This window comes from Streptomyces sp. NPDC001668 (assembly GCF_042893155.1).
Lineage (GTDB): Bacteria > Actinomycetota > Actinomycetes > Streptomycetales > Streptomycetaceae > Streptomyces.
The window spans coordinates 1-22,682 of the sequence record NZ_JBIAUQ010000013.1; the positions used below are offsets into that span (position 1 = coordinate 1).

The window sequence follows — 22,682 nt, forward strand, 5'->3', positions numbered from 1 at the left end:
ATGGTGTGCCGGGAGCGCGGGTCGAGCCCGGTGGTCGGCTCGTCGAGGAAGATGATCCGCGGGCTGCCGACCAGGGTCATGGCGATGTCGAGACGCCGCTTCATACCGCCGGAGTAGGTGGAGGCGGGCTTCTTCGCCGCCTCCACGAGGCCGAAGCGCTCCAGCAGCTCCGCGGTGACCCGCCTGCCCTCGCTCCGGGGGAGGTGGTGCAGGTCCGCCATCAGGAGCATGTTCTCCTCACCGGTGATCAGCCCGTCCACGGCGGAGAACTGCCCGGTGACGCCGATCGCGGCCCGCACCGCCTGCGCCTCGGCGGTGAGGTCGTGGCCGCCGACCTCCGCCTGTCCGGCGTCGGCGGAGATCAGGGTGGAGAGGATCTTCACGGCGGTGGTCTTGCCGGCGCCGTTCGGTCCGAGCAGGGCGAACACCGACCTGGCCGGGATCCGCAGATCGATGCCGTCGAGGACGGTCTTGTCCCCGTAGGACTTGCGCAGGCCGGTGGCGGAGACGGCGGCCGGGGAGCCGTCTCGACTGGATGTGGGCATGACAGAAGAAGGCATGAGGCCCTCCCGTTCGAAGGCTGAAGTGACCGGGCGATGGGTGAGACGGGCGCTGGTGCGGGCGGGGCCGACCGGGAGACGGTCAGGCTTTGGCGCGGAAGACGTCGATGTTGCCCCAGTTGGTCCGTGCGCGGACCTTGACCGTGTCCTCGGTCTGCTCCGGGGCCTCCGAGGCGGCGAGCGTGTTGCGCACCAGCCCGCGGTTGGAGCTGACGTCGAGCCAGGCGGCGGCGCCCTCACGGATACCGACCTCGATGGAGCCGTTTGAGGTCTCCAACTTGACGTCACCGCAGGCGACTTCGGCCACCCGAAGAACGCCGTTGGTAGCGGTGCCGGTGACCGACGCCTCCGCGCACGCGATGTCGATGGCGCCGTTGGCACCGCTCACGCGCAGGTCACCGGAGACGGCACCGACAGTGGTGTTGCCGTTCGAGTTCTTCAGGACGGCGGGACCGGCAACGGTGCCGACGCGCAGGTTGCCGGAGCTGGTGGTGATCTCGGCCTTGCCCTCGATCCGGTCGACGACGATCGAGCCGTGGGAGGCGGTCAACTGGACCGGCCCAGTGGTGTCGAGACGAACGTCACCGACCGAGGTCTTCACCCTGACCTCGCCGAGCCGGCCCTCACCGAGCACCTGGGCCCAGGCGCCGGTCACCTCGACGCGTGAACCCGTGGGAAGTTCGACCGTCACGTCGGCGACACCGGAGGGGCCGATCATGCGGCGCTCCTTCGTCTTCACGGTCAGAACTCCGCTCGCGTAGCTCACTTCGGTCTGCTCGGCGGCGCGTACGTCCTTGTCCCGCTGCGGGTCGCGGGGCCGCACCTCGACGACGGTGTCGAGGCGGTCGCCCGCGGTGAGGCGGAGGGAGCCGGCGGCCACGTGGGCGTTGACCGAGATCGGTTCGGGAGTGTCGAAAGAAGGCATGGCTGTCCCGTCCTCTTGAGTCTTTGGGGCGTCCCCGCTGGTGGGACGTGGTGTGAGTGAAGCGCCTTTCCGTGCGGGCAGATGCGGCTAGCGCACCCAGCCCGTGAAGCTCTGTCCGACGTTCTGGACCTTGCCCGGCGTACGCTGCGGCCGGGTTCCGCCGTCGACCGAGGCGGCCACGGCACGTACCAGCCAGGCGTTGACCGACAGGCCCTCGCGGCTCGCGGCCTCCTCGGCGCGCGCCTTGAGGTGGGCAGGCAGCCGGAGGTTGACGCGAGCGGTGCCGCCCTCCTCGCCGTCAGCCGGGTCCTTGAACGGTTCGAGCGGGGCGGCCGGCGCCACGGGGGCGTCACCCTCGGTGGGCGGCAGCGTCACGACGAAATCGGGGTCGAGGCCGCGCAGCCGTACGTCGACCGAGCCTGGGGCGAGTTCACGGGTGATCTCGTCCATCGCGGCGGAGAGCACGTTGAGCATGACCAGCCGGGTCGCCGACTCCAGGGGAGCGGTCAGCCTCTCGGCCAGCTCACGGGCTTCGTCGCCTCCGGCTTCGGCAGCCACCGCGAGTTCGCGGCGGAGGTTGTCGACGTACGGTGTGAGGTCCATGGCGTCATCATGGCACCACAGTGATGCCACACGCAACCCCGCTACATCGAGTACGGCGATAGAAGCCGCCTCACCAGCGAGAATGCGGCGAGGACGGGAATGGCACCGGGTGGTGTCATCCGGTGCCATGCTGCGCCACCCGGTGCCACCCGGTGCCACCCGGTGCCACCCGGTGCCATGCGGCGCCAAACGTCGCGCTTCAGTGAGCCGTCAAGCGGGCCTGGCGGATGCAGGTGTCGAGGGGCCCGGGAACGGTGGTGGTCATCGGTCGTCTTCTCCTCGGGGGCGCCCTGGTCAGGGGCTGTGTGACGACGCCTGTGCGTCATCCCTGACGGCCTGCTGACGGCGCTGGGGTGCCGTGCCCACGACCAGCACCATGGTGAGGCCGCCGCCCGGGGTGTCCTCGGCGTGGATCGTGCCGCCCATCGCCTCGGTGAAGCCGCGGGCGACCGCGAGCCCGAGGCCGACGCCGGCGCCGCGCGGGGAGTCGCCGTAGCGTTGGAAGGGTTCGAAGATGCGGTCCTTGGCCTGGTCGGGGACACCGGGGCCACGGTCGACGACCCGCACCTCGACGCGGTCGGCGAGGGCGCTTGCGGCCACCAGCACCTTCTCGCCCGGGGGGCTGTACTTGACGGCGTTCTCCACGATGTTGGCGACGGCCCGCTCCAGCAGGCCCCGGTCGACGTCGACCATCGGCAGGGTCTCGGGGATGTCGAGGTCGACGCTGTCCTCGGGGACACCGCCGAGCGCCATCGGGATCACCTCGTCGAGGTCGGTCTCGCGGATGATCGGCGTGACGGTGCCGGTCTGGAGGCGGGACATGTCGAGGAGGTTGCCGACCAGGTGGTCGAGGCGGTCGGCGCCCTCCTCGATGGCCTCGAGGAGTTCCGCCCGGTCCTCGTCCGACCACTCGACGTCGTCGGAGCGCAGGGAGGTCACCGCGGCCTTGATGCCGGCCAGCGGGGTGCGCAGGTCGTGCGATACGGCGGCCAAGAGCGCCGTGCGGATGCGGTTGCCCTCGGCGAGCGCGCGGGACCGGTCGGCCTCCTCCTGGAGACGTCGGCGGTCCAGGACGACGACGGCCTGTGCGGCGAAGGCCGCGAGCACCCGGCGGTCCTCGGCCGGCAGTACCCGTCCCGTCAGCGCGAGCGCCATGTGGTCGCCGACCGGTACGTCGACGTCCGCGTCGTCGGGAACGGCGCAGGGGTGTGCGCCCACGCTCCCGGCACAGGTCCAGGGCAGTACGTCGCTCTCGCGTTCCAGCAGTGCCACCGACTCCATGCCGAAGGTCTCGCGGACTCGTTCGAGCAGCTCCTCCAGACCGGTCTCGCCGCGCAGGACGTTGCCCGCCAGGAAGGAGAGGATTTCCGACTCCGCGCGAAGACGGGCCGCCTGATGGGTGCGGCGGGCCGCGAGATCGACGACGGATGCGACGGACACCGCGACCCCGACGAAGATCACGATGGCGACGATGTTCTTCGGGTCGGCGATCGTGAACGTGTGGACGGGCGGGGTGAAGTACCAGTTCAGGAGCAGGGAGCCGGCCGCCGCCGAGGCCAGGGCGGGGAAGAGTCCGCCGAGGAGGGCGGCCGCCACCGTCAGCGTCAGGTACAGCAGCATGTCGTTGGCGAGCCCGACGTTGGGGGACACGCTGCTCAGCAGCCAGGTCAGCAGCACAGGGCCGCCGAGACCGACCAGCCAGCCCCAGGTCACGCGGGACCGGCCCAGCCGTGCACCCCGGTTGACCGGCAGCCCGCGTCCCTTGCCGGCCTCGTCGTGGGTGATCAGGTGGACGTCGAGGTCAGGTCCCGAGTCCCGGGCGACCGTGGCGCCGACGCCGGGTCCGAAGACGTACTGCCAGCTCCTGCGGCGGGAGACGCCGAGCACGATCTGGGTGGCGTTGACCCCGCGCGAGAAGTCGAGCAGGGCGACCGGTATGTCGTCGCCGACGACGTGGTGGAAGGTGCCCCCGAGATCCTCGACGAGGGTGCGCTGGTCGGCCAGCTCCTTCGGGGAGGCGGCGGTGAGGCCGTCGCTGCTGGAGATGTACACGGCGAGCACCTCACCGCCGGCGCCCTTCTCGGCGAGCCGGGCGGCCCGCCGTATCAGCGTCCGTCCCTCCGGACCGCCGGTCAGGCCGATGACGATCCGTTCCCGTGAGCCCCAGATGGTGGAGACCTGGTGCTCATTGCGGTACTCGGTGAGATAGGCGTCGACCCGGTCGGCCACCCACAGCAGCGCCAACTCCCGCAGGGCGGTGAGGTTTCCGGGGCGGAAGTAGTTGGAGAGGGCCGCGTCGACCTTGTCTGGTTTGTAGATGTTGCCGTGCGCCATACGTCGGCGCAGGGCCTGCGGGGACATGTCGACCAGCTCGATCTGGTCGGCACGGCGTACGACCTCGTCGGGGACCGTCTCGCGCTGCCGTACCCCGGTGATCGACTCGACCACGTCCCCCAGGGACTCCAGGTGCTGGATGTTGACCGTGGAGACGACGTCGATCCCGGCCGCCAGCAGCTCCTCCACGTCCTGCCAGCGCTTGGTGTTGCGGGAACCGGGGACGTTGGTGTGGGCGAGCTCGTCGACGAGGGCCACGTCGGGGCGACGGGCGAGGACCGCGTCCACGTCCATCTCGGTGAACACCGAGTCCCGGTACTCGATCGCCCGGCGCGGGATCTCCTCCAAGCCGTGCAGCATCACCTCGGTGCGCGGCCGGCGGTGGTGCTCCACGAAGGCGACCACGCAGTCGGTGCCCCGCTCCACCCGGCGGTGCGCCTCGGACAGCATCGCGTAGGTCTTGCCGACGCCGGGAGCCGCGCCGAGGTAGATGCGGAGCTTGCCGCGTGCCATGTTCACCCTTCGAAGCGGTAGCCCATGCCGGGCTCGGTGATGAGATAGCGGGGGTGCGCCGGATCTGCTTCCAGCTTGCGCCGCAGCTGGGCCATGTAGACCCGCAGATAGTTGGTCTTGTTGCTCTGGGAGACGCCCCAGACCTCCTGGAGCAGCTGCTTCTGGGTGATCAGCCGTCCCGGGCTGGTGACCAGGATCTCCAGCAGGTGCCATTCGGTCGGGGTGAGGCGTACGTCGCGGCCGTCCCGTACGGCCCTCTTGGCCAGCAGGTCGATGGTGAAGTCCGCCGTCTCGACGAGCGTCGTCCCGGTGGCGAGCGGCGTCTCCTCGGTGCGCCGTACGGCGGCCCGCAGCCGGGCGAGCAGTTCGTCCATGCTGAACGGTTTGGTGACGTAGTCGTCGGCGCCGGCGTCCAGCGCGGCGACCTTCTCGTCGGAGCCCTGGCGGGCGGACAGCACCAGGATGGGCACCCGGGTCCAGCCGCGCAGGCCCTTGATGACATCGACGCCGTCCATGTCGGGCAGGCCCAGGTCGAGCATCACGACATCGGGTTGCCGGGTGGCCGCGAGCCGCAGCGCGGTGGCGCCGTCGGCGGCCGCGTCGACCCCGTAGTGGCGTGCCTGGAGATTGATGATGAGGGCCCGTACGAGCTGCGGGTCGTCCTCCACCACCAGCACCCGTGTCATCGGCGTGTGCCTTCCTGTCGTACGTCGTGGGGACGTACCCGCTGGGTGACTGCGGGAGTCGGCGCACCCGGTCGTCCGGGCCGCCGACTCCGCTGTGGGTCGTGTAACGCCATCAGCTTTTGGCCGTGAGTGCCTTGAGCGCGATGTTGAGCTCCAGGACATTGACCCTGGGTTCGCCGATGAAGCCGAGGGTGCGGCCCGTGGTGTGCTCGTCGACCAGCTTCCGCACCTGGGCTACGGTCAGGCCGTTCTTCTCGGCGACCCGGTGGACCTGGAGGTCCGCGTAGGCCGGGGAGATGTCCGGGTCCAGGCCGGAGCCGGAGGAGGTGACCGCGTCGGCGGGGACCTGGGAGGGCTTGACCCGGTAGTCGGCGGTGGAGTTGTCCTTGACGACCTTGGCCTTGGCCTCCTTGACCGCCTTGACGAGCTCGGGGTTGTCGGCGGAGCGGTTGGTGGCGCCGGAAAGGATCAGCTTGTACTGGGTGTTGACGGAGTTCTCGCCGAGCCCATCCGCCGGCCGGGGCTGGAAGTAGTCGGGGCCGTAGCCCTGTTGGCCGATCAGCGAGGAACCGACGACCTTCCCGTCCGCCTTGATCTCCGAGCCGTTCGCCTGGTCGTGGAAGAGGGCCTGGGCGATGCCGGTGACGGCCAGCGGGTAGAGGACGCCGGTCACCAGGGTCAGCACCAGCAGGGCCCGCAGCCCCGCCCACAGCAACCGGCCGGTGTTGGTTAGGGAGTTGTTCATGGCTTTCAGCACGCTTTCAAGGAGTCACAGCCCGGGGATGAGGGAGATGAGCAGGTCGATGAGTTTGATGCCGACGAAGGGGGCGATCAGGCCGCCGATGCCGTAGATCGTGAGATTCCTGCGCAGCATCTTGTCGGCGCTGACCGGCCGGTACTGCACGCCCCGCAGGGAGAGCGGGACCAGCGCGATGATGATGAGCGCGTTGAAGATGACGGCGGACAGGATCGCGGAGTCGGGCGAGGACAGGCCCATGATGTTGAGCTTGTCGAGGCCCGGGTAGACGGCCGCGAACAGCGCCGGGATGATCGCGAAGTACTTCGCGACGTCGTTGGCGATGGAGAAGGTTGTCAACGCGCCCCGGGTGATGAGCAGTTGCTTCCCGATCTCGACGATCTCGATCAGCTTGGTCGGGTTGGAGTCGAGGTCGACCATGTTGCCGGCCTCCTTGGCGGCCGACGTACCGGTGTTCATGGCCACGCCGACGTCGGCCTGGGCCAGCGCGGGCGCGTCGTTGGTGCCGTCCCCGGTCATCGCGACGAGTTTGCCGCCGGCCTGCTCCCGCTTGATGAGCGCCATCTTGTCCTCGGGGGTGGCCTCGGCGAGGAAGTCGTCGACGCCCGCCTCCTCGGCGATCGCCTTGGCGGTCAGCGGGTTGTCACCCGTGATCATGACGGTCTTGATGCCCATGCGCCGCAGTTCGTCGAAGCGTTCGCGCATGCCTTCCTTGACGACGTCCTTGAGGTGGATGACTCCCAGGACGCGGGCACCGTCGGTGTCCTCGACCGCGACGAGCAGCGGGGTGCCACCCGCCTCGGAGATACGGTCGGTCAACTCTCGTGCGTCCGAGGCGACTTCACCGCCCTGTTCGTCCACCCAGGCGATGACCGAACCGGCCGCGCCCTTGCGGATCTTGCGTCCCTCGACATCCACTCCGGACATCCGGGTCTGGGCGGTGAAGGCGATCCACTCGGCGCCGACCAGCTCACGCTCGCGCAGGCCGTACTTCTCCTTCGCCAGTACGACGATGGAGCGGCCCTCGGGCGTCTCGTCGGCCAGCGAGGAGAGCTGGGCGGCGTCGGCCACCTCGGCCTCGGTCGTCCCGGCCACCGGGACGAACTCGGCGGCCTGGCGGTTGCCGAGCGTGATGGTGCCGGTCTTGTCGAGCAGCAGCGTCGACACGTCACCGGCCGCCTCCACCGCACGCCCCGACATCGCCAGGACGTTGCGCTGGACGAGCCGGTCCATGCCGGCGATGCCGATCGCCGAGAGCAGGGCGCCGATGGTCGTCGGGATCAGGCAGACCAGCAGGGCGACCAGCACGACCATCGTCAGGTGCGTGCCGGCGTAGTCCGCGAAGGGCGGGAGGGTCGCGACCGCCAGCAGGAAGACGATCGTCAGGGACGCCAGCAGGATGTTCAGGGCGATCTCGTTCGGCGTCTTCTGCCGGGCCGCGCCCTCGACCAGGTTGATCATCCGGTCGATGAAGGTCTCGCCGGGCTTCGTCGTGATCTTGATGACGATCCGGTCGGAGAGCACCTTCGTGCCACCGGTGACCGCGCTCCGGTCACCGCCGGACTCCCGGATGACCGGCGCCGACTCGCCGGTGATCGCCGACTCGTCGACGGAGGCCACGCCCTCGACGACGTCACCGTCGCCGGGGATGACGTCACCGGCCTCACAGACGACCAGGTCGCCGATCTTCAGCGCGGTTCCGGGGACCTCAGTGCCGTCCACGAGACGTGCCACCGTGTCGGTCTTCGCCTTGCGCAGGGTGTCGGCCTGCGCCTTGCCGCGGCCCTCGGCCACCGCCTCCGCGAGGTTGGCGAAGACGACGGTCAGCCACAGCCAGGCGCTGATGGTCCAGCCGAACCAGTCCCCGGGGTCCTTGAAGGAGAACACCGTGGTCAGCACGGACCCGATCCACACCACGAACATCACGGGCGACTTGACCATCACCCGCGGGTCGAGCTTGCGGAAGGCGTCCGGCAGGGACCTGAGGAGCTGCTTGGGGTCGAAGAGGCCCGCGCCGACACGGCCCTCGGCGGACTTGTGCCCGGTGGGTACGTCGCTGTGCGGCGCCCGGGTCGGTGTGGCTGTGGACATCTCTTCGCTTTCGATACGGGTGGTCATGACGCCAGCCCCTCGGCCAGCGGCCCCAGCGCGAGCGCCGGGAAGTACGTCAGACCGGTGATGATGAGAATCGCGCCGACCAACAGGCCCACGAACAGCGGTTTGTTGGTGCGCAGGGTGCCCGCCGTCTCAGGGATGGGCCGCTGCTCGGCGAGTGAGCCGGCCAGGGCCAGTACGAACACCATGGGCAGGAAGCGGCCCAGGACCATCGCCAGGCCCAGGGTGGTGTTGAACCACTGCGTGTCCGCGTTCAGCCCCGCGAAGGCCGAGCCGTTGTTGTTGGCGGCGGACGTGTAGGCGTAGAGGATCTCGGAGAACCCGTGCGCCCCGCTGTTGGTCATCGAGTGGACCGGGGTCGGCAGGGCCATCGCGATCGCGGCGAAGACGAGCACCAGCGCGGGCGTGATGAGGATGTAGCAGGCGGCGAGCTTGATCTCCCGGGTGCCGATCTTCTTGCCCAGGTACTCGGGCGTACGGCCGACCATCAGCCCGGCGATGAACACCGCGATGACCGCCATGATCAGCATGCCGTAGAGGCCGGAACCGGTACCGCCGGGCGCGATCTCGCCCAGCATCATGCCGAGCATGGTGATCCCGCCGCCGAGCCCGGTGAAGGACGAGTGGAAGGAGTCCACGGCACCGGTCGACGTCAGCGTGGTCGACACCGCGAAGATCGACGAGGAACCGACGCCGAACCGGACCTCCTTGCCCTCCATCGCCCCGCCCGCGATCTGCAACGCCGGGCCGTGGTGGGCGAATTCGGTCCACATCATCAGGGCGGTGAAGCCCACCCAGATCGTGGCCATGGTCGCGAGGATCGCGTACCCCTGCTTGACCGAACCGACCATCACCCCGAAGGTGCGGGTCAGCGAGAACGGGATCACCAGCAGCAGGAAGATCTCGAACAGGTTCGTGAAGGGGGTGGGGTTCTCGAAGGGATGCGCGGAGTTGGCGTTGAAGTAGCCGCCACCGTTCGTGCCGAATTCCTTGATGGCCTCCTGCGAGGCGACCGCTCCCCCGTTCCACTGCTGCGAGCCGCCCACGAACTGGCCGACCTCGTGGATCCCGGCGAAGTTCTGGATGACACCACAGGCGACCAGCACGATCGCGGCGACGAAGGCACCCGGCAGCAGGATGCGGGTCACCCCGCGCACCATGTCGGCCCAGAAGTTACCCAGTTCACCGGTGCGGGACCGGGCGAACCCGCGCACCAGCGCCACGGCCACGGCGATGCCGACGGCGGCCGACACGAAGTTCTGGACAGCCAGTCCGGCGGTCTGTACGACATGGCCCATGGCCTGTTCGCCGTAGTACGACTGCCAGTTGGTGTTGGTCACGAACGAGACCGCGGTGTTGAACGCCTGGTCCGGGTCGATCGCCTTGAAGCCCAGCGAGCCCGGCAGTACACCCTGGAGCCGCTGGAGCAGATAGAGGAAGAGCACGCCCACGGCGGAGAAGGCGAGGACACCGCGCAGGTAGGCGGGCCAGCGCATCTCCGTGTCGGGGTTGGCACCGATGCCCTTGTAGATCCACTTCTCCACGCGCCAGTGCTTGTCGGTGGAGTAGACCCTGGCCATGTAGTTGCCGAGGGGAATGTGGGCGAGCGCCAGCGCCCCTATGAGGGCGAGCAGCTGGAGAACGCCGGCGAGTACGGGACCCATGTCAGATCTCAGAACCTCTCCGGGAAGATCAGGGCGAGGACGAGATAGCCCAGCAGGGCGACGGCCACGACGAGGCCGACGATGTTCTCGGCGGTCACAGCTTCGTCACCCCCTTGGCGACGAGAGCCACCAGCGCGAAGACCGCGATCGTGGTGACGACGAAGGCCAGATCGGCCATCGCGAACTCCTAGAAGAGGTTCGGAAGAGATACGGACAGAAAGAGGAAACCCCGCCCCTGGCCGGAATCGACCGGCCATTGACGAGTCCCTTACGGCGGCCCCCGCACCTTTGACGGACCCCTTACGGCCCCGTCCCAGCCGCTCTCACAACGGCCCGCACAACGGCCCGCACAAGGGCTCTCACAACAGGCGGAACCGCAGCCGGCAGATCACCGCGTCGGTCTCCCTGCGCACGGCGTGCGCGACGACGGCGCCCCGCTGGTTCTGCAGCAGCCGCTGCCACAGCCGCTCCGGCTCCGCCTCCGGGATCAGCACCGTGACCCGGGTGGCGGGCTCGGCCGCGGCGATCTCGCGGACGTAGGCGGCGATGGGACGGCCCAGGGAACGCCGCTCGCACGACAGCCGCACGAGCGGGACACCCGGGTCCCACGCGGCCCAGGACCGTTCCAGGGCGTGCAGGGCGGCACGGTCCTCGGGATCGGGGTAGCAGACGGTGACCGCGCGCACCTCGTCGCCCAGGGAGGCGGCGGCCGTCAGGGCCTCCGACGTCAGCCGGGACAGGGAGGAGACGGGCACGATCACCAGCGAGCGCTCGCGACGCGGGGGTTCCGGGATACGGCCCAGACCGAGCCGCTCGCCGATGCGGCGGTAGGCGCGATGGACGGCGAGGAAGGCGGCGACCAGCAGCGGCAGCGCGATCACGACCAGCCAGGCGCCCTCCTCGAACTTCTCCAGCGTGACGACGACCGTGGCCACGCCGGTGAGCAGGGCACCGAAGCCGTTCAGCAGCGCCTTGCCCTTCCAGCCCGGCCCCCGCTGAAGCAGCCAGTGGCGGACCATTCCGACCTGCGCGACGGTGAAGCCGACGAAGACACCGATGGCGAACATCGGCACAAGGGTGTTGGTGTCACCCCCGGAGAACACCAGCAGCGCGGCGGAGATCGCGGCCAGGGCCAGAACACCGTGGCGGTGGACCTGGCGGTCGGCCTTCAGCGCGAAGACGTGCGGCAGGTAGTTGTCGCGGGCGAGCAGCTTCAGCAGCACCGGCAGCCCGCCGAAGGAGGTGTTGGCCGAGAGCGCGAGCAGGATCATCGTGGCGAACTGGATGACGTAGAAAGCCCAGTTGTGCCCGAGCGAGGCGTCCGCGAGCTGGGCGAGGACGGTGACGCCCTCGACGGGCTGGAGGTGGAAGCGGCCGATCAGCACCGACAGGCCGATCAGCATCACACCGAGCACGGCCCCGAGGGCGACCTCCGCGCGCTGGGCCCGCCTGACCCGTGGGCGGCGGAAGGAGGGCACCGCGTTCGCGATCGCCTCGACGCCGGTGAGCGCGGCACACCCGGAGGCGAAAGCTTTCAGCAACAGCAGCGCGCCCACGGTGGTGGCGTTGTCGGCGAGCACGGAGGCGTGCCCGTCGGCGGTGGCCGTGCTCACCGGCCCGGACCGGAACAGGCCCACGGCTATGAGCGCGAAGATCGACCCGACGAACACCACCGTCGGCACGATGAAGACCCTCGCGGACTCGACGATGCCCCGCAGGTTGACGCCCGTGATCAGCACGAGCACCGCCAGGCACAGCCACAGCCGGTCTCCGTAGAGGGCCGGAAAGGCCGAGGTCAGGGCGGCCACACCGGCCGTGACCGCGACGGCGACGTTCAGCACGTAGTCGAGGACCAGCGAGGCCGCCGCCACCAGGCTCGTGCGCGCGCCCAGATGCGTCTTCGCGACGGCGTACGAACCACCGCCGTCCGGGAACGCGGCGATCACCTGCCGGTACGAGGCCACCAGCACCGCCAGCAGTCCGGCGATGGCGAGGGTCACCGGCAGCGTGAAGCCCAGACCGTGCGCCCCGGCCGCGGCCAGCACGAGCACGATCGCCTCGGGGCCGTACGCCACCGACGCCATCGCGTCCAGCGACAAGGCGGCAAGGCCCGTGACGGCGGTGAGGCGATGGCGCTCGCCGGTATCCGGTGGCTCCTCACCGGCGGGGACGGCGCCCGGTTCGACGGTCAGAACGGACATGGCGGCGAGCTCCTTCGACGTATCTGGACCCCGCGCCCCCGGATCCGTGCGCGGTGCACCCAGGGTGTGCCGTCTCCATCCGCCGCCGACCGGTCTTAGCGGCTTCTTCGCGCCGGAGCAGGTGACTTTGACGCGACCTTGACGGGGTGCGGACGACCCGGGTGAGAGCGGCATCAGAGTCCCGTCAAAGGGGGTGCGTTCCGGTCCCCCGCATCCCTACGGTCACCTGCATGGCAACCCGCGACGACACGTGCGAGACCACCGGCACGGCACACGACCTCCGCTGGGCACGGGACGTGCGGGACTCGGTGCGCTGCGCGGGCGTACTCCTCGCACTGCTCCTCCTGCTCGACTGGGGCACGGGGCGGCTCACGCTCCTGCGAGGCGCCCTGTGGATCGCCCTGGCGCTGCTGCTCTTCCTCACGCTGTACCCGGCTCACGTCCACGCCGGTGCGAACTGGCTGTCGTCCCGTCGCCTGCTGCGCGAACGCCGGGTCCGTACAGATCTGTTGGTGTCCGTGCGCCGTCTGGACGGCGTCTCGCAGCGGCTGTTGCTGCGGGACGCGCTGGGTGGACGGGTGGAGATCGACCCCGAAGTACTGGTGAGGAACCCTCAGTTGTGGTTCCGCCTGGAGGCGGGCGCCCGGAAGGCGGCGACGGACGGCACGCTGCTGTGCGGGGCGACCGCCTTGCGCCACCTCTCCCGGCGCGTCGACCACGAGACGGCCCACGCCGTCTTCAGGGCGTCGGGGCTGGAGTGACGCCTTCGCGTGCCATGCCGCATCAAACGACCCAGGTAGTGGCCGTTGCCGTAGGCCCGCAGCTCGACCTCCTCCGAGGCGCAGCCGGTCACGCTGCCGTCCAGGTCCGTGCGGAACGGTACGAGGGCGAACGCCCCCAGGGATTCGGGCACCTCCTACGCTCGGCGCACCACTGGGCGCGGGGTCTGCTCGGGCCGCTCGGCCCCGGCCTGTTCCGCGCAGGGCAGCGACACGACCATCGTCAGGCCGCCGCCGGGTGTGTCCTCCGGGGTGAGGGTGCCGTTCATCGCCTCGGTCAGACCGCGTGCCAGGGCGAGGCCGAGCCCGAGGCCCGTGGTGTTGTCGGTGTCGCCGAGCCGCTGGAACGGCTCGAAGAGGCGCTCCCGGCCGTCGGGCGGAAGCCCGGGGCCCCGGTCGACAACTCGCAGCTCGACCCGGCCCGCCAGGGCACTGGCGGTGACCAGCACCTTCTGTCCGGGCGGGGTGTGCCGGACGGCGTTGCCGACGAGGTTGGCCACCACCCGCTCCAGCAGGGGCGGATCCGCCAGTACGGCCGGGATCTCCTCCATGTCCCGTGCCTCGGCTTCCGGTGCTTCCGCGAGCGCCATCGGGAGCACCTCCTCCAGGGTCGTGGCCCGCAGGTTCAGGGTGAGGACACCGGCCTCCAGGCGGCTGAGGTCGAGGAGGTTCTCCACCAGCCGGCTGAGCCTGGCCATGGACTCGTCGGCGGTGGCGAGGAGTTCGTCGCGGTCCTCCGGGCTGAACTCCACCTCCCGGCTGCGCAGTGAGGTCACCGCCGCCCAGCCTGCCGCCAGCGGGGTGCGCAGATCGTGGCCGACGGCCCGCAGCAACGCCGTACGCGTCCGCTCTGCGGCCCTCACCGGCTCCACCTCGGCCGCCACCTCGGCCAGCCGGGCCCGCTCGACGGCGGACCCCATGTGTGCGGCGAACGCGGCGAGGACGCGCCGCTCGGAGGAGGAGAGCGGGCGTCCGCGCAGCACCAGGTAGGCGTCCGGGCCGGCGGGCACGGCGGTGGCGCCGTCGCCGTCGGGCGGTTCGTCGACGAGCTCCGCGGAGTCCATGCCGAAGGTCTCGCGGGTGCGTTCCAGCAGGGCGGGAATGGTGGCGCCGCCGCGCACGATGCTGCCCGCGAGCGACGACATGGTCTCGGCCTCGGCGGTGGCGCGGGCCGAGCGGCGGGACAGCCGCAGGGAGCGGTCGACGACGGCGGCCACGGTGGCGGCCACCACCGCGAACACCCCGAGCGCGATCAGCGCGTCGGGGTCGTCGAGGGTGAAGGCGCCGATGGGTGGGATGAACCAGTAGTTGAGCAGCAGGGACGCCGTCACCGACGCGATCAGGGCGGAGGCGACCCCGCCTATGCAGGCCACGCCCACCACCGTGAGCAGGAACAGCAGCGCCTCGCTGGTGAGATCGAGAGAGCCGCGCAGGCGGTCCAGGACGAGGGTGAGCAGCACCGGCGGCACCAGCCCGGCCACGGGGCCCTCGACCAGCCGCCCGGTCGACAGGGTCCGGCGGCGGGACGGCAGCAGGGTGCCCCGTCCGGCCCGCTCGTGGGTGACGCGGTGCACGTCGATGTCGCCGGACAGCTCGGTCACGGTCTCCCCCGTGCCCGGCCCGGTCAGGAACCGTTCCAGACGGCCCCGGCGGCTGGTGCCCAGCACCAGCTGGGTGGCGTTCTCGGCGCGGGCGAAGTCGACCAGGGCGGTGGCGATGTCGTCGCCGACGACGGAGTGGTAGCTGCCGCCGAGGTCCTCCACCAGCCGCCGCTGCCGGGCCAGCGAGGCATGTGAGACCCCGGCGGCCAGGCCGTCGCTGCGGGCCACGTGCACGGCGAGGAGATCACCTCCGGCCGACCGGGCGGCGATCCGGGCGGCCCGCCGGATCAGCGTGTCCCCCTCAGGACCGCCGGTCAGCGCGACCACGACCCGCTCCCGGGTCTCCCACACCCCGCCGATGGAGTGCTCGGCCCGGTAGGTCTGGAGCGCCTCGTCGACCCGGTCCGCCACCCACAGCAGGGCCAACTGCCGCAGGGCGGTCAGGTTGCCGGGCCGGAAGTAGTTGGCGAGGGCCGCGTCGACCTTCTCGGGGGCGTAGACGTTGCCGTGTGCCAACCGTCGCCGCAGGCCCTCGGGCGGCATGTCCACCAGCTCGACCTGATGGGCCCGCCGTACGACGTCGTCGGGCACCGTCTCGTGCTGCGGCACCCGTGTGATCTTCTCGACCACGTCGCTCAGGGACTCCAGGTGCTGGATGTTCAGCGCGGTGACGACGTCGATGCCCGCGGCGAGCAGCGCCTCGATGTCCTGCCAGCGTTTGGCGTTGCGGCCGCCGCCGGGGGCGTTGGTGTGGGCGAACTCGTCGACGATCGCGACCTGTGGGCGGCGGGCCAGCACCCCGTCGAGGTCCATCTCCTCGAACTGTCCGCCGCGGTAGTGGCAGCGGGCCCGCGGGACGATCTCCAGACCGTCCAGCATGGCCTCGGTGCGCGGCCGGTCGTGGCACTCGGCGAAGCCGACCACCACGTCCGCGCCCCGGGCGGCACGGCGCCGCGCCTCGTCGAGCATCCGGTAGGTCTTGCCCACCCCTGGGGCCGCCCCGAGGTAGACCTTCAGTCGTCCTGGCCGTACGTCACCACTCATCGCCGCCGACGCGCTCCGCTCACTGGCTCAACTCCCACAGGAGGCGGGTTACTTCTCCTACCGAAGCGTCTCCGGGAGCCGGCCGGGGTGTGTGTTAGCGCTTCCTTGGCGCCCGTCGCAGGGACCTTGACACTGCCTTGACGTCCCCCGGGCGGATAGGGTGAAGGCGGTGTGCCGGGAAGTCTGGTCGGCGTGGGAGTCATGGCGGCTCCCTCATGACCCCAGGGGGACGGCATGCGCGGCGTGGGCACGGTTCTGGCACTGGTCGTCCTCGCCACCCTGGTGGCGACCTTCGCCCGCCGGTGGCGCATCCCGGCGCCGTCCCTGCTGGTCGTGGCCGGTCTGACCGTGGCGCTGCTGCCGGGCACCCCGGACATCGAGATCAGCCCGGAGGTCATCGGCCTGGTCGTGCTGCCGCCGCTGCTGTACGCCAGCGCCGAGGAACTGTCGTGGCGTGAGCTGAAGGCCGTGTGGAAGCCGGTCGGCGTCCTGTCCATCGGCCTGGTGCTGGCCTCGGCGGCTGCCGTCGGCTGGGTGGCGTCCCAGGTCACGCCCCTGTCGTGGCAGATGGCGCTGGTGCTGGGCGCGGTGCTGGCCAGCACCGACCCGGTGGCCGTGACCGCACTCGGCAGACGCCTCTCCCTGCCGCCCAAGGTGCAGGTCCTCGTGCAGGCGGAGAGTCTGTTCAACGACGCGACCTCGCTGGTGCTGTACCGGGTCGCGGTGAGCGTGGCGGTGGCGTCGGCGGCCGGATGGGGCCCGGCGGGCGGCGAGTTCGTCGTCCTCGCGGGCGGCGGCACGGTCATCGGCGCCGCGGTCGCCGGGGTGGTCGCGCTGATCCGCCGGCGCACCGAGGACCCGGTCCTGGAGACGGTGATCTCCCTGGTCACGCCCTATGCCGCCTACGTCCTCGCGGAGGCCGCCCACACCTCCGGTGTCACCTCGGTCGTGGTGGCCGGTGTCGTCCTGGGCGGACGCGGCGACCGCCTCACCAACGCCCGGATCCGCCTCCAACTGCACGCCGTGTACGGCACGGTGGTGTTCCTGCTGGAGAGCGTGGTGTTCTCCCTCATCGGTCTGGCCCTGCCCGCGCAGGTCCGGGCCTTGGACGACGGCGACCGGGCCTGGCCGCTCTACGCCCTCGCCGTGGCCGGCACCCTGGTCGCCGTACGACTGCTGTGGCTGGCACCGCTGTCGGCGGTCGTCCAGCGCAAGGGCGGGATCCAGCGGATGAACTGGCGGGTGCCGTTGGTGCTGACCTGGGCCGGTACCCGGGGGGTCGTCCCGCTGGCGGCGGCCCTGTCCATCCCGGAGACCACGACGGCGGGCGCCGCACTGGCAGACCGTCCGCTGGTCCTGGTCCTGACCACGTCGGTCGTGGTCGTCACCCTCGTCGTGCAGGGCTTCACCCTCGCCCCCGTGGTCCGCCGCTCCGGCATCGCCCTGGAGCCCGACCACACCGAGCGCGAGGAGGCCGCGGCCCGCTGCCGGCTGGCCGACGCGGGCATCCGGCGCCTGGACGAACTCGCCGAACTGGAGGCCGTCCCGGACATCGTCCTGGACCGCCTCCGCCGGGGCCTCACCGCCCGCCTCGACGACGCCCGCGACCGCCTCAACGAGGACACCGGCACGTCCGGGTCGGCCGACCTGGTCTACCGGCAGCTGCGGCGCGACTTGATCGCCGTCGAGGCGGTGGAGTTGCAGCGGCTCTACGACGACCACGCGATCAGCGATGTGACGCGCCGTCGGCTTCAGCGGTCGTTGGACTTGGAGGAGGCCCGGTTGGCGGATGTGTGACGCCGCGAGGGTCGTCGGTCGGGTGCGGCACCGTTGTGGCTGATCGCGCAGTTCCCCGCGCCCCTGAGGAGCTTCAGCCGAACTCGGTGAGACGGGGCCGTAGTCCGAGCGCTGTCAGCAGCAACGCGGCGAGCAGCAGGGCCCCCGTCCACGGCAGCAGGTCGGCCACAGCCGAACGGCCCTCCCGCACCGAGTCCGTGAAGTGGGCCTTGTTGATGTCCGTCACCTGGTCCAGCGCCGCCATCCACGCCCCGAAGTGCGCGTTGGAGGTGCCGGGCTCCCAGCCCATGCAGAACTCCACGGCCTGCCGCTCCTTCCCCGCCGCCAGCAGCGCCCGGATCCTGCGGTCGTCGCGCTGGTAGACGGCGTACGTCCGCACCGTCCTCTCGGCGGCGGCCCGCTCCCCGGGGAAGGTGATGTTGTCGAGCTCGCGCCGGAACTCGCCGGTGAAGCGCGGGGCGCGAGGGTCGGACCCGTACGCCTTCCAGGTGGTGGTGAGCCCGGAGTCGTACGTCGAAAGGGTCGCGCCCTTGATGCCGTACAACTCCTGCGACTGGGCGAGGAACGCGCGCGCGTACCGGTCCCGGCGCCGCGGGTCCAGGAGGTAGCGGCTCTCGTCGGCGTTGGCGTCGTAGGCGATCGCGCGGGCGCGGGAGAGGGCGACGACGGAGTCGAAGGCGTCGCGGCGCGCACCCCGCAGGTGCCCGGCGGACGCGGACAGCATCTGCGCGCCGAGGAGCACCGCGAGCAGGGTGCAGACAGTGGCGGCCAGGACACCGGGGTTGAGGATCCGCCGGAAGCGGCGGGCCAGGTACCACTGGAGGACGCCGAGCGCGGCGAGCAGCAGAACCCCGAGGACCAGCACCGCCGCCAGCTGACCGGTGAGAGCGGAGCGGGCGGCCGTGTACGCGGTGTCGAAGCGGCCGTCGTTGGAGGACACCAGTGTGCGCGCGGCGGGCAGGAGACGGCTCTGGAGGAGGTCCGTCGCCTTGCGGTAGTCGACGAGCGCGAGCGCCTTGCCGCCGGTGCGGTCGTCGTTCTCCAGGGCGCGGCCGATCAGTTCCTGGTACTCCGCGAAGTCGTCGGTCAGGTTCTCGACGGTCTTCTCGTCGGCCCGGTCCCCCTGTGCGGCGACGGCCAGCGTCCGCAGGTCGTGCCCGATCTCGCGCCGCGCGTCGCCGTAGAAGCCGACCGCCTTCGCGTACGGCGTCTTCAGGCGGCCCTTCCCCGCGTCACCGTCGGCCAGCAGGATGTTGGCGGCCTGCCCGTCCATGTCGTTGAGGGCGAGTTCGAGGTCGGCGGCGCTGGTGGTGCGGGGTGCGTCCCGGTCGGCCACGGACTCCCAGGTGCCGTTCGCGGCGAGCCCGGCGACGAGAAGCAGCACGGCCAGGGCGGCGGTGAGCGAGGCCGTGGCCGCGCGCAGGAGGCGCAGCCGCGCGGGCACGGTGTCCCGGAAGCGGCGGTGCAGAGCGGCCCGCGCGGCCACGGCCCGTGGTCGGGCGCGGGGGCCCGGATCGGGTGCACCCGTGGGCCGCGGGCCATGGTGGTGCGGGACGGCCACCGGTGGCCGGGGCTCTTCACCCGCCTCCGGCTGGGCCGTACCCGCCGTACCCGCCGTACCGGCCGTGATCGTCACGGTTCCCCCAACGCCACGCCACGGACGGTCTCCCGTCCCTCGACGCCGATCAGTCTGCGACCGGATTCGGCCACCGGCGACCGGCGTTGACGCTCTTCTGACGGTGTACCGGGGTCATTTGACGGATCGTTGACGGCATCCGAAGCCAGGCCGTCCAGCAGTCGAGTAACGCGGGGACCAGTTGGACGAACGCCTCCAACAGGTGCTCACCGCCAGGACACACAGCGAGCTCGAGCCCGCACTGGGCTCGCTCCCGGAGGCCCCTGGCGGGTGCCCCGGAGTCTCAAGGTCGAGTCCGCCTACGGAAACGTGCGCCTGGACCTGTCCCGGGCGGTCGTCGAACATCGGGTGGTCGACATCGAGCTGCACCTCGGGACGGGCAAGGCGAAGATCACCGTGCCTCGCGACGCGATCGTCGAGTTCGAGGCGCTGCACACCGTGTGGAAGGACACGCGGTACCGGACCCGGCGGAGCTCCCGTCCCGGCGGGCCGACGATCCGGATCTCCGGGACCATGGGGTTCGGACGGCTGAAGATCCGCCACGCGCGGCGTTGAGGCCCGTCCGTCCCCGAGGCACGGGCAGTCCCCGGTGCCCCGAATGGCCGAGCCCTCCCCCGACAAACCGAAAGAGCCCTCCTCGATGCACCGCCGGTGCCGTCGCGGCCGGTCTTAACGCAACCCTGACGCGAGCGTGTGATCCATCCCTCGGCCCTCGGGTCACTCTCTGCATACGCTGATGCCGCCGTCTGTGTGATGGCCGGATCCCATGCTGAGCCGCACATCAGGAGAGCTCCCCGATGGTCACCACCGAACACCCGCCGCAGAACCGTCTACGGACGTGGATGCTCCAGGGTCTGTCCGACATGGGCAAGGCCGGCGGCCACACGGGCCCGCACGCCGAACCCGGGCCGCCGCACCAGGGCCAGCGCTGGTGGCGGGTGATGTGCCTGACCGGCGTCGACTACTTCTCCACCCTCGGCTACCAGCCCGGCATCGCCGCGCTCGCGGCCGGCCTGCTCTCCCCGATCGCAACCATCGTGCTCGTCATAGTCACCCTGGCCGGCGCGCTGCCGGTCTACCGCCGGGTGGCGGAGGAGAGCCCGCACGGGGAGGGCTCGATCGCGATGCTGGAGCGGCTGCTCTCCTTCTGGCAGGGCAAGCTGTTCGTCCTGACCCTGCTCGGCTTCGCCGCGACCGACTTCCTGATCACCATCACGCTCTCGGCGGCCGACGCCTCCACCCACCTGGTCGAGAACCCGCACCTGAACAGCGCCCTGCACGACCAGCAGATGCTGATCACCCTCGTCCTCGTGGCACTGCTCGGAGCGGTCTTCCTCAAGGGCTTCCTGGAAGCCATCGGTGTCGCGGTCGCCCTCGTGGGTCTCTACCTCGCGCTGAACGTCGTCGTCGTGATCGTCGGCCTGTGGCACGTCGTCACCGCGGGCCATGTGGTCACCGACTGGTCCAGCGCGCTGACGGCCGAGCACGGCAACGTCTTCGCCATGGTCGGCGTGGCGCTGCTGGTCTTCCCCAAGCTCGCCCTCGGCCTGTCCGGCTTCGAGACCGGCGTCGCGGTCATGCCGCATGTGAAGGGCGACGACGGTGACACGGAGGAGCGTCCCACCGGCCGGATCCGCGACACCAAGAAACTGCTGACGGCCGCCGCCCTGATCATGAGCGTCTTCCTGATCGCCACCAGTTTCATCACCACCCTCCTGATCCCGGAGAAGGACTTCGAGTCGGGCGGCCCGGCCAACGGCCGCGCGCTCGCGTACCTGGCGCACGACTACCTGGGCGGCGTCTTCGGCACGGTCTACGACGTCTCGACGATCGCGATCCTGTGGTTCGCCGGCGCCTCGGCCATGGCCGGCCTGCTCAACCTGATGCCGCGCTATCTGCCCCGCTACGGCATGGCCCCGCACTGGGCCCGCGCCGTGCGCCCGATGGTCATCGTCTTCACCCTCATCGGCTTCCTCGTCACGTGGGTCTTCGACGCGGACGTCGACGCCCAGGGCGGCGCGTACGCCACCGGCGTGCTGGTCCTCATCAGCTCGGCGGCGATCGCGGTGACCATCGCGGCCCACAAGGCCGGCCAGCGCGGCTGGACGATCGGCTTCGCGGTCATCTCGGCCGTGTTCCTCTACGTCACCGTCGCGAACGTCATCGAACGCCCCGACGGCGTCAAGATCGGCGCCTGTTTCATCGCCGGCATCATCCTGGTCTCCCTGCTCTCCCGCCTCGCGCGCGCCTTCGAGCTCCGCGTGACCGACGTGACGCTCGACGACATGGCGGAACGTTTCATCCGGGACATCGCCAGCCGCAAGATCCGTTTCATCGCCAACGAGCCGGACCGGCGGGACAAGGCCGAGTACCGGGACAAGATCGAGCAGATCCGGGCCGACAACGACATGCCGGAACAGGAGGACTTCGTCTTCGTCGAGGTGACGGTGACGGACCCCTCCGAGTTCGAGGCGAGCCTGACCGTGCGCGGCGAGGTCATGCACAACCGCTACCGGGTCCTGACCCTGGAGTCCTCCTCCATCCCGAACGCGCTGGCCGCTCTCCTCCTGCATGTCCGCGACACCACCGGCTGCACCCCGCACATCTACTTCGAGTGGACCGAGGGCGGCCCGTTCGCCAACTTCCTGCGCTTCTTCCTCTTCGGCCAGGGCGAGGTCGCCCCGGTCACCCGGGAGGTCCTGCGCGAGGCGGAACCGGACCGCGCCCGCCGTCCCCGCGTCCACACCGGCTGATCCGATTGATCCGGCGCGCGGCGTAAGGATCCCGTCAGGATTCACGCGTACGGCGTCAGGACCCCGTCAGCGGCAGCCGCCTGCCCCCGGAGGGCCGCCTAGCCTCAGCGACATGCGACGTTCCGACGACCGGTGGACCCGAGCCGGTGACCGCCACTGGCGTGGCAGCGCCCGGCTCGCGGCGAGCTGCGCCGCACTGTTCGGCGCCATGTCCCTGCTGGTCGACTGGGACGCGGGCAGCCTGACACCGCCGCGCGTCGTGCTGTGGCTCGGCCTGTCGGCCGCTCTCCTCACCGTCCTGCTCCCGCCGCGGGTGACGGCAGGCCCCGGCTGGCTGGCGGTACGCGGCCCCTTCCGCAGACGCGTGGTGCACACGGACACGCTGACGACCGTACGGCGCTACGACGGCGTCTCGTCCCACCTGGTCCTGCGCGACACCTACGGGCACCGCCTGGAACTGGACCCCCGCGTCCTCGCAGCCAACCCGCTGATCTGGCACGAACTCGACACCGGCGTCCGACGCTCCGTGGAGCGCGGCACGCTGCTGCAGGGCGCGGACGTGCTGGACCGGCTCGGCCACAGCATCGACGACGAGACCGCACGAGCGGTACTCAGGGCGTCCGGGCTCTCCTGACCTCGCGGGCTTGCCGCGACCGAGGCGAGAACCCGGTTCCTACCCGGCGCCGGCCCTCCACACCGAGGAACCCCCGCTGA

16 protein-coding genes and 1 pseudogene are annotated in these 22,682 nt (G+C 70.7%); 5 read left to right on the forward strand and 12 right to left on the reverse strand.

Annotated features, from left to right (window positions below):
* The 10 genes from ACFYZ8_RS31710 to ACFYZ8_RS31755 form a co-directional block, all read right to left on the reverse strand.
* On the reverse strand, positions 1 to 560 hold a 560-nt coding region (locus tag ACFYZ8_RS31710), incomplete at its 3' end, for an ABC transporter ATP-binding protein (RefSeq protein WP_389050163.1).
* A gap of 82 nt (positions 561 to 642) precedes the next feature.
* On the reverse strand, positions 643 to 1,485 hold the full coding sequence (locus ACFYZ8_RS31715; RefSeq protein ID WP_388538722.1) for a DUF4097 domain-containing protein: 843 nt from the start codon (positions 1,483 to 1,485) through the stop codon (positions 643 to 645).
* 87 nt (positions 1,486 to 1,572) lie between these two features.
* The gene (locus ACFYZ8_RS31720) at positions 1,573 to 2,088 is read right to left on the reverse strand and encodes a toxin-antitoxin system HicB family antitoxin (RefSeq protein ID WP_388538724.1); all 516 of its coding nucleotides are present in this window, start codon (positions 2,086 to 2,088) and stop codon (positions 1,573 to 1,575) included.
* 294 nt (positions 2,089 to 2,382) lie between these two features.
* Complete coding sequence (locus ACFYZ8_RS31725; RefSeq protein WP_388538726.1) at positions 2,383 to 4,935, reverse strand: ATP-binding protein; 2,553 nt, start codon at positions 4,933 to 4,935, stop codon at positions 2,383 to 2,385.
* Positions 4,936 to 4,937: 2 nt separating this feature from the next.
* Positions 4,938 to 5,621, reverse strand: a complete 684-nt coding sequence (locus ACFYZ8_RS31730) for a response regulator (RefSeq protein WP_359040528.1) — start codon at positions 5,619 to 5,621, stop codon at positions 4,938 to 4,940.
* A 112-nt stretch (positions 5,622 to 5,733) separates the two neighbouring features.
* Complete coding sequence (locus tag ACFYZ8_RS31735; RefSeq protein ID WP_388538728.1) at positions 5,734 to 6,366, reverse strand: potassium-transporting ATPase subunit C; 633 nt, start codon at positions 6,364 to 6,366, stop codon at positions 5,734 to 5,736.
* A gap of 24 nt (positions 6,367 to 6,390) precedes the next feature.
* A complete protein-coding gene (gene kdpB / locus ACFYZ8_RS31740) occupies positions 6,391 to 8,496 on the reverse strand; it encodes a potassium-transporting ATPase subunit KdpB (RefSeq protein WP_388538729.1) in 2,106 nt (701 codons plus the stop codon).
* The gene (gene kdpA / locus ACFYZ8_RS31745; protein ID WP_388538731.1) at positions 8,493 to 10,157 is read right to left on the reverse strand and encodes a potassium-transporting ATPase subunit KdpA; all 1,665 of its coding nucleotides are present in this window, start codon (positions 10,155 to 10,157) and stop codon (positions 8,493 to 8,495) included. The genes kdpB and kdpA overlap by 4 nt, the downstream gene beginning before the upstream one ends.
* A gap of 8 nt (positions 10,158 to 10,165) precedes the next feature.
* On the reverse strand, positions 10,166 to 10,255 hold the full coding sequence (kdpF, locus tag ACFYZ8_RS31750) for a K(+)-transporting ATPase subunit F (protein WP_016434100.1): 90 nt from the start codon (positions 10,253 to 10,255) through the stop codon (positions 10,166 to 10,168).
* A gap of 261 nt (positions 10,256 to 10,516) precedes the next feature.
* A complete protein-coding gene (locus ACFYZ8_RS31755) occupies positions 10,517 to 12,358 on the reverse strand; it encodes an APC family permease (protein ID WP_388538734.1) in 1,842 nt (613 codons plus the stop codon).
* 230 nt (positions 12,359 to 12,588) lie between these two features.
* On the opposite strand from ACFYZ8_RS31755, the gene ACFYZ8_RS31760 reads away from it, so the two are divergent.
* Entirely contained in the window at positions 12,589 to 13,119 is a 531-nt protein-coding gene (locus ACFYZ8_RS31760) for a hypothetical protein (protein ID WP_388538736.1), read from the forward strand.
* Between the two features lie 155 nt (positions 13,120 to 13,274).
* Here the strand turns inward: ACFYZ8_RS31760 and ACFYZ8_RS31765 are convergent, their stop codons facing one another.
* Entirely contained in the window at positions 13,275 to 15,782 is a 2,508-nt protein-coding gene (locus ACFYZ8_RS31765) for an ATP-binding protein (protein ID WP_388538738.1), read from the reverse strand.
* A gap of 234 nt (positions 15,783 to 16,016) precedes the next feature.
* Between ACFYZ8_RS31765 and ACFYZ8_RS31770 the strand changes: the two genes are divergently transcribed.
* Complete coding sequence (locus ACFYZ8_RS31770; protein ID WP_388538740.1) at positions 16,017 to 17,579, forward strand: Na+/H+ antiporter; 1,563 nt, start codon at positions 16,017 to 16,019, stop codon at positions 17,577 to 17,579.
* Positions 17,580 to 17,652: 73 nt separating this feature from the next.
* On the opposite strand, the gene ACFYZ8_RS31775 is transcribed toward ACFYZ8_RS31770, so the two are convergent.
* The gene (locus tag ACFYZ8_RS31775; protein WP_388538742.1) at positions 17,653 to 19,215 is read right to left on the reverse strand and encodes a hypothetical protein; all 1,563 of its coding nucleotides are present in this window, start codon (positions 19,213 to 19,215) and stop codon (positions 17,653 to 17,655) included.
* Positions 19,216 to 19,396: 181 nt separating this feature from the next.
* Between ACFYZ8_RS31775 and ACFYZ8_RS31780 the strand changes: the two are divergent.
* The 3 genes and pseudogenes from ACFYZ8_RS31780 to ACFYZ8_RS31790 all read left to right on the forward strand — a co-directional run bounded on the left by ACFYZ8_RS31780 (position 19,397) and on the right by ACFYZ8_RS31790 (position 22,602).
* Positions 19,397 to 19,770 (forward strand): annotated as a pseudogene (locus ACFYZ8_RS31780) (hypothetical protein).
* A 242-nt stretch (positions 19,771 to 20,012) separates the two neighbouring features.
* The gene (locus ACFYZ8_RS31785) at positions 20,013 to 21,968 is read left to right on the forward strand and encodes an APC family permease (protein ID WP_359039333.1); all 1,956 of its coding nucleotides are present in this window, start codon (positions 20,013 to 20,015) and stop codon (positions 21,966 to 21,968) included.
* Between the two features lie 112 nt (positions 21,969 to 22,080).
* On the forward strand, positions 22,081 to 22,602 hold the full coding sequence (locus ACFYZ8_RS31790; protein WP_388538744.1) for a hypothetical protein: 522 nt from the start codon (positions 22,081 to 22,083) through the stop codon (positions 22,600 to 22,602).
* Positions 22,603 to 22,682 lie beyond the last annotated feature (80 nt).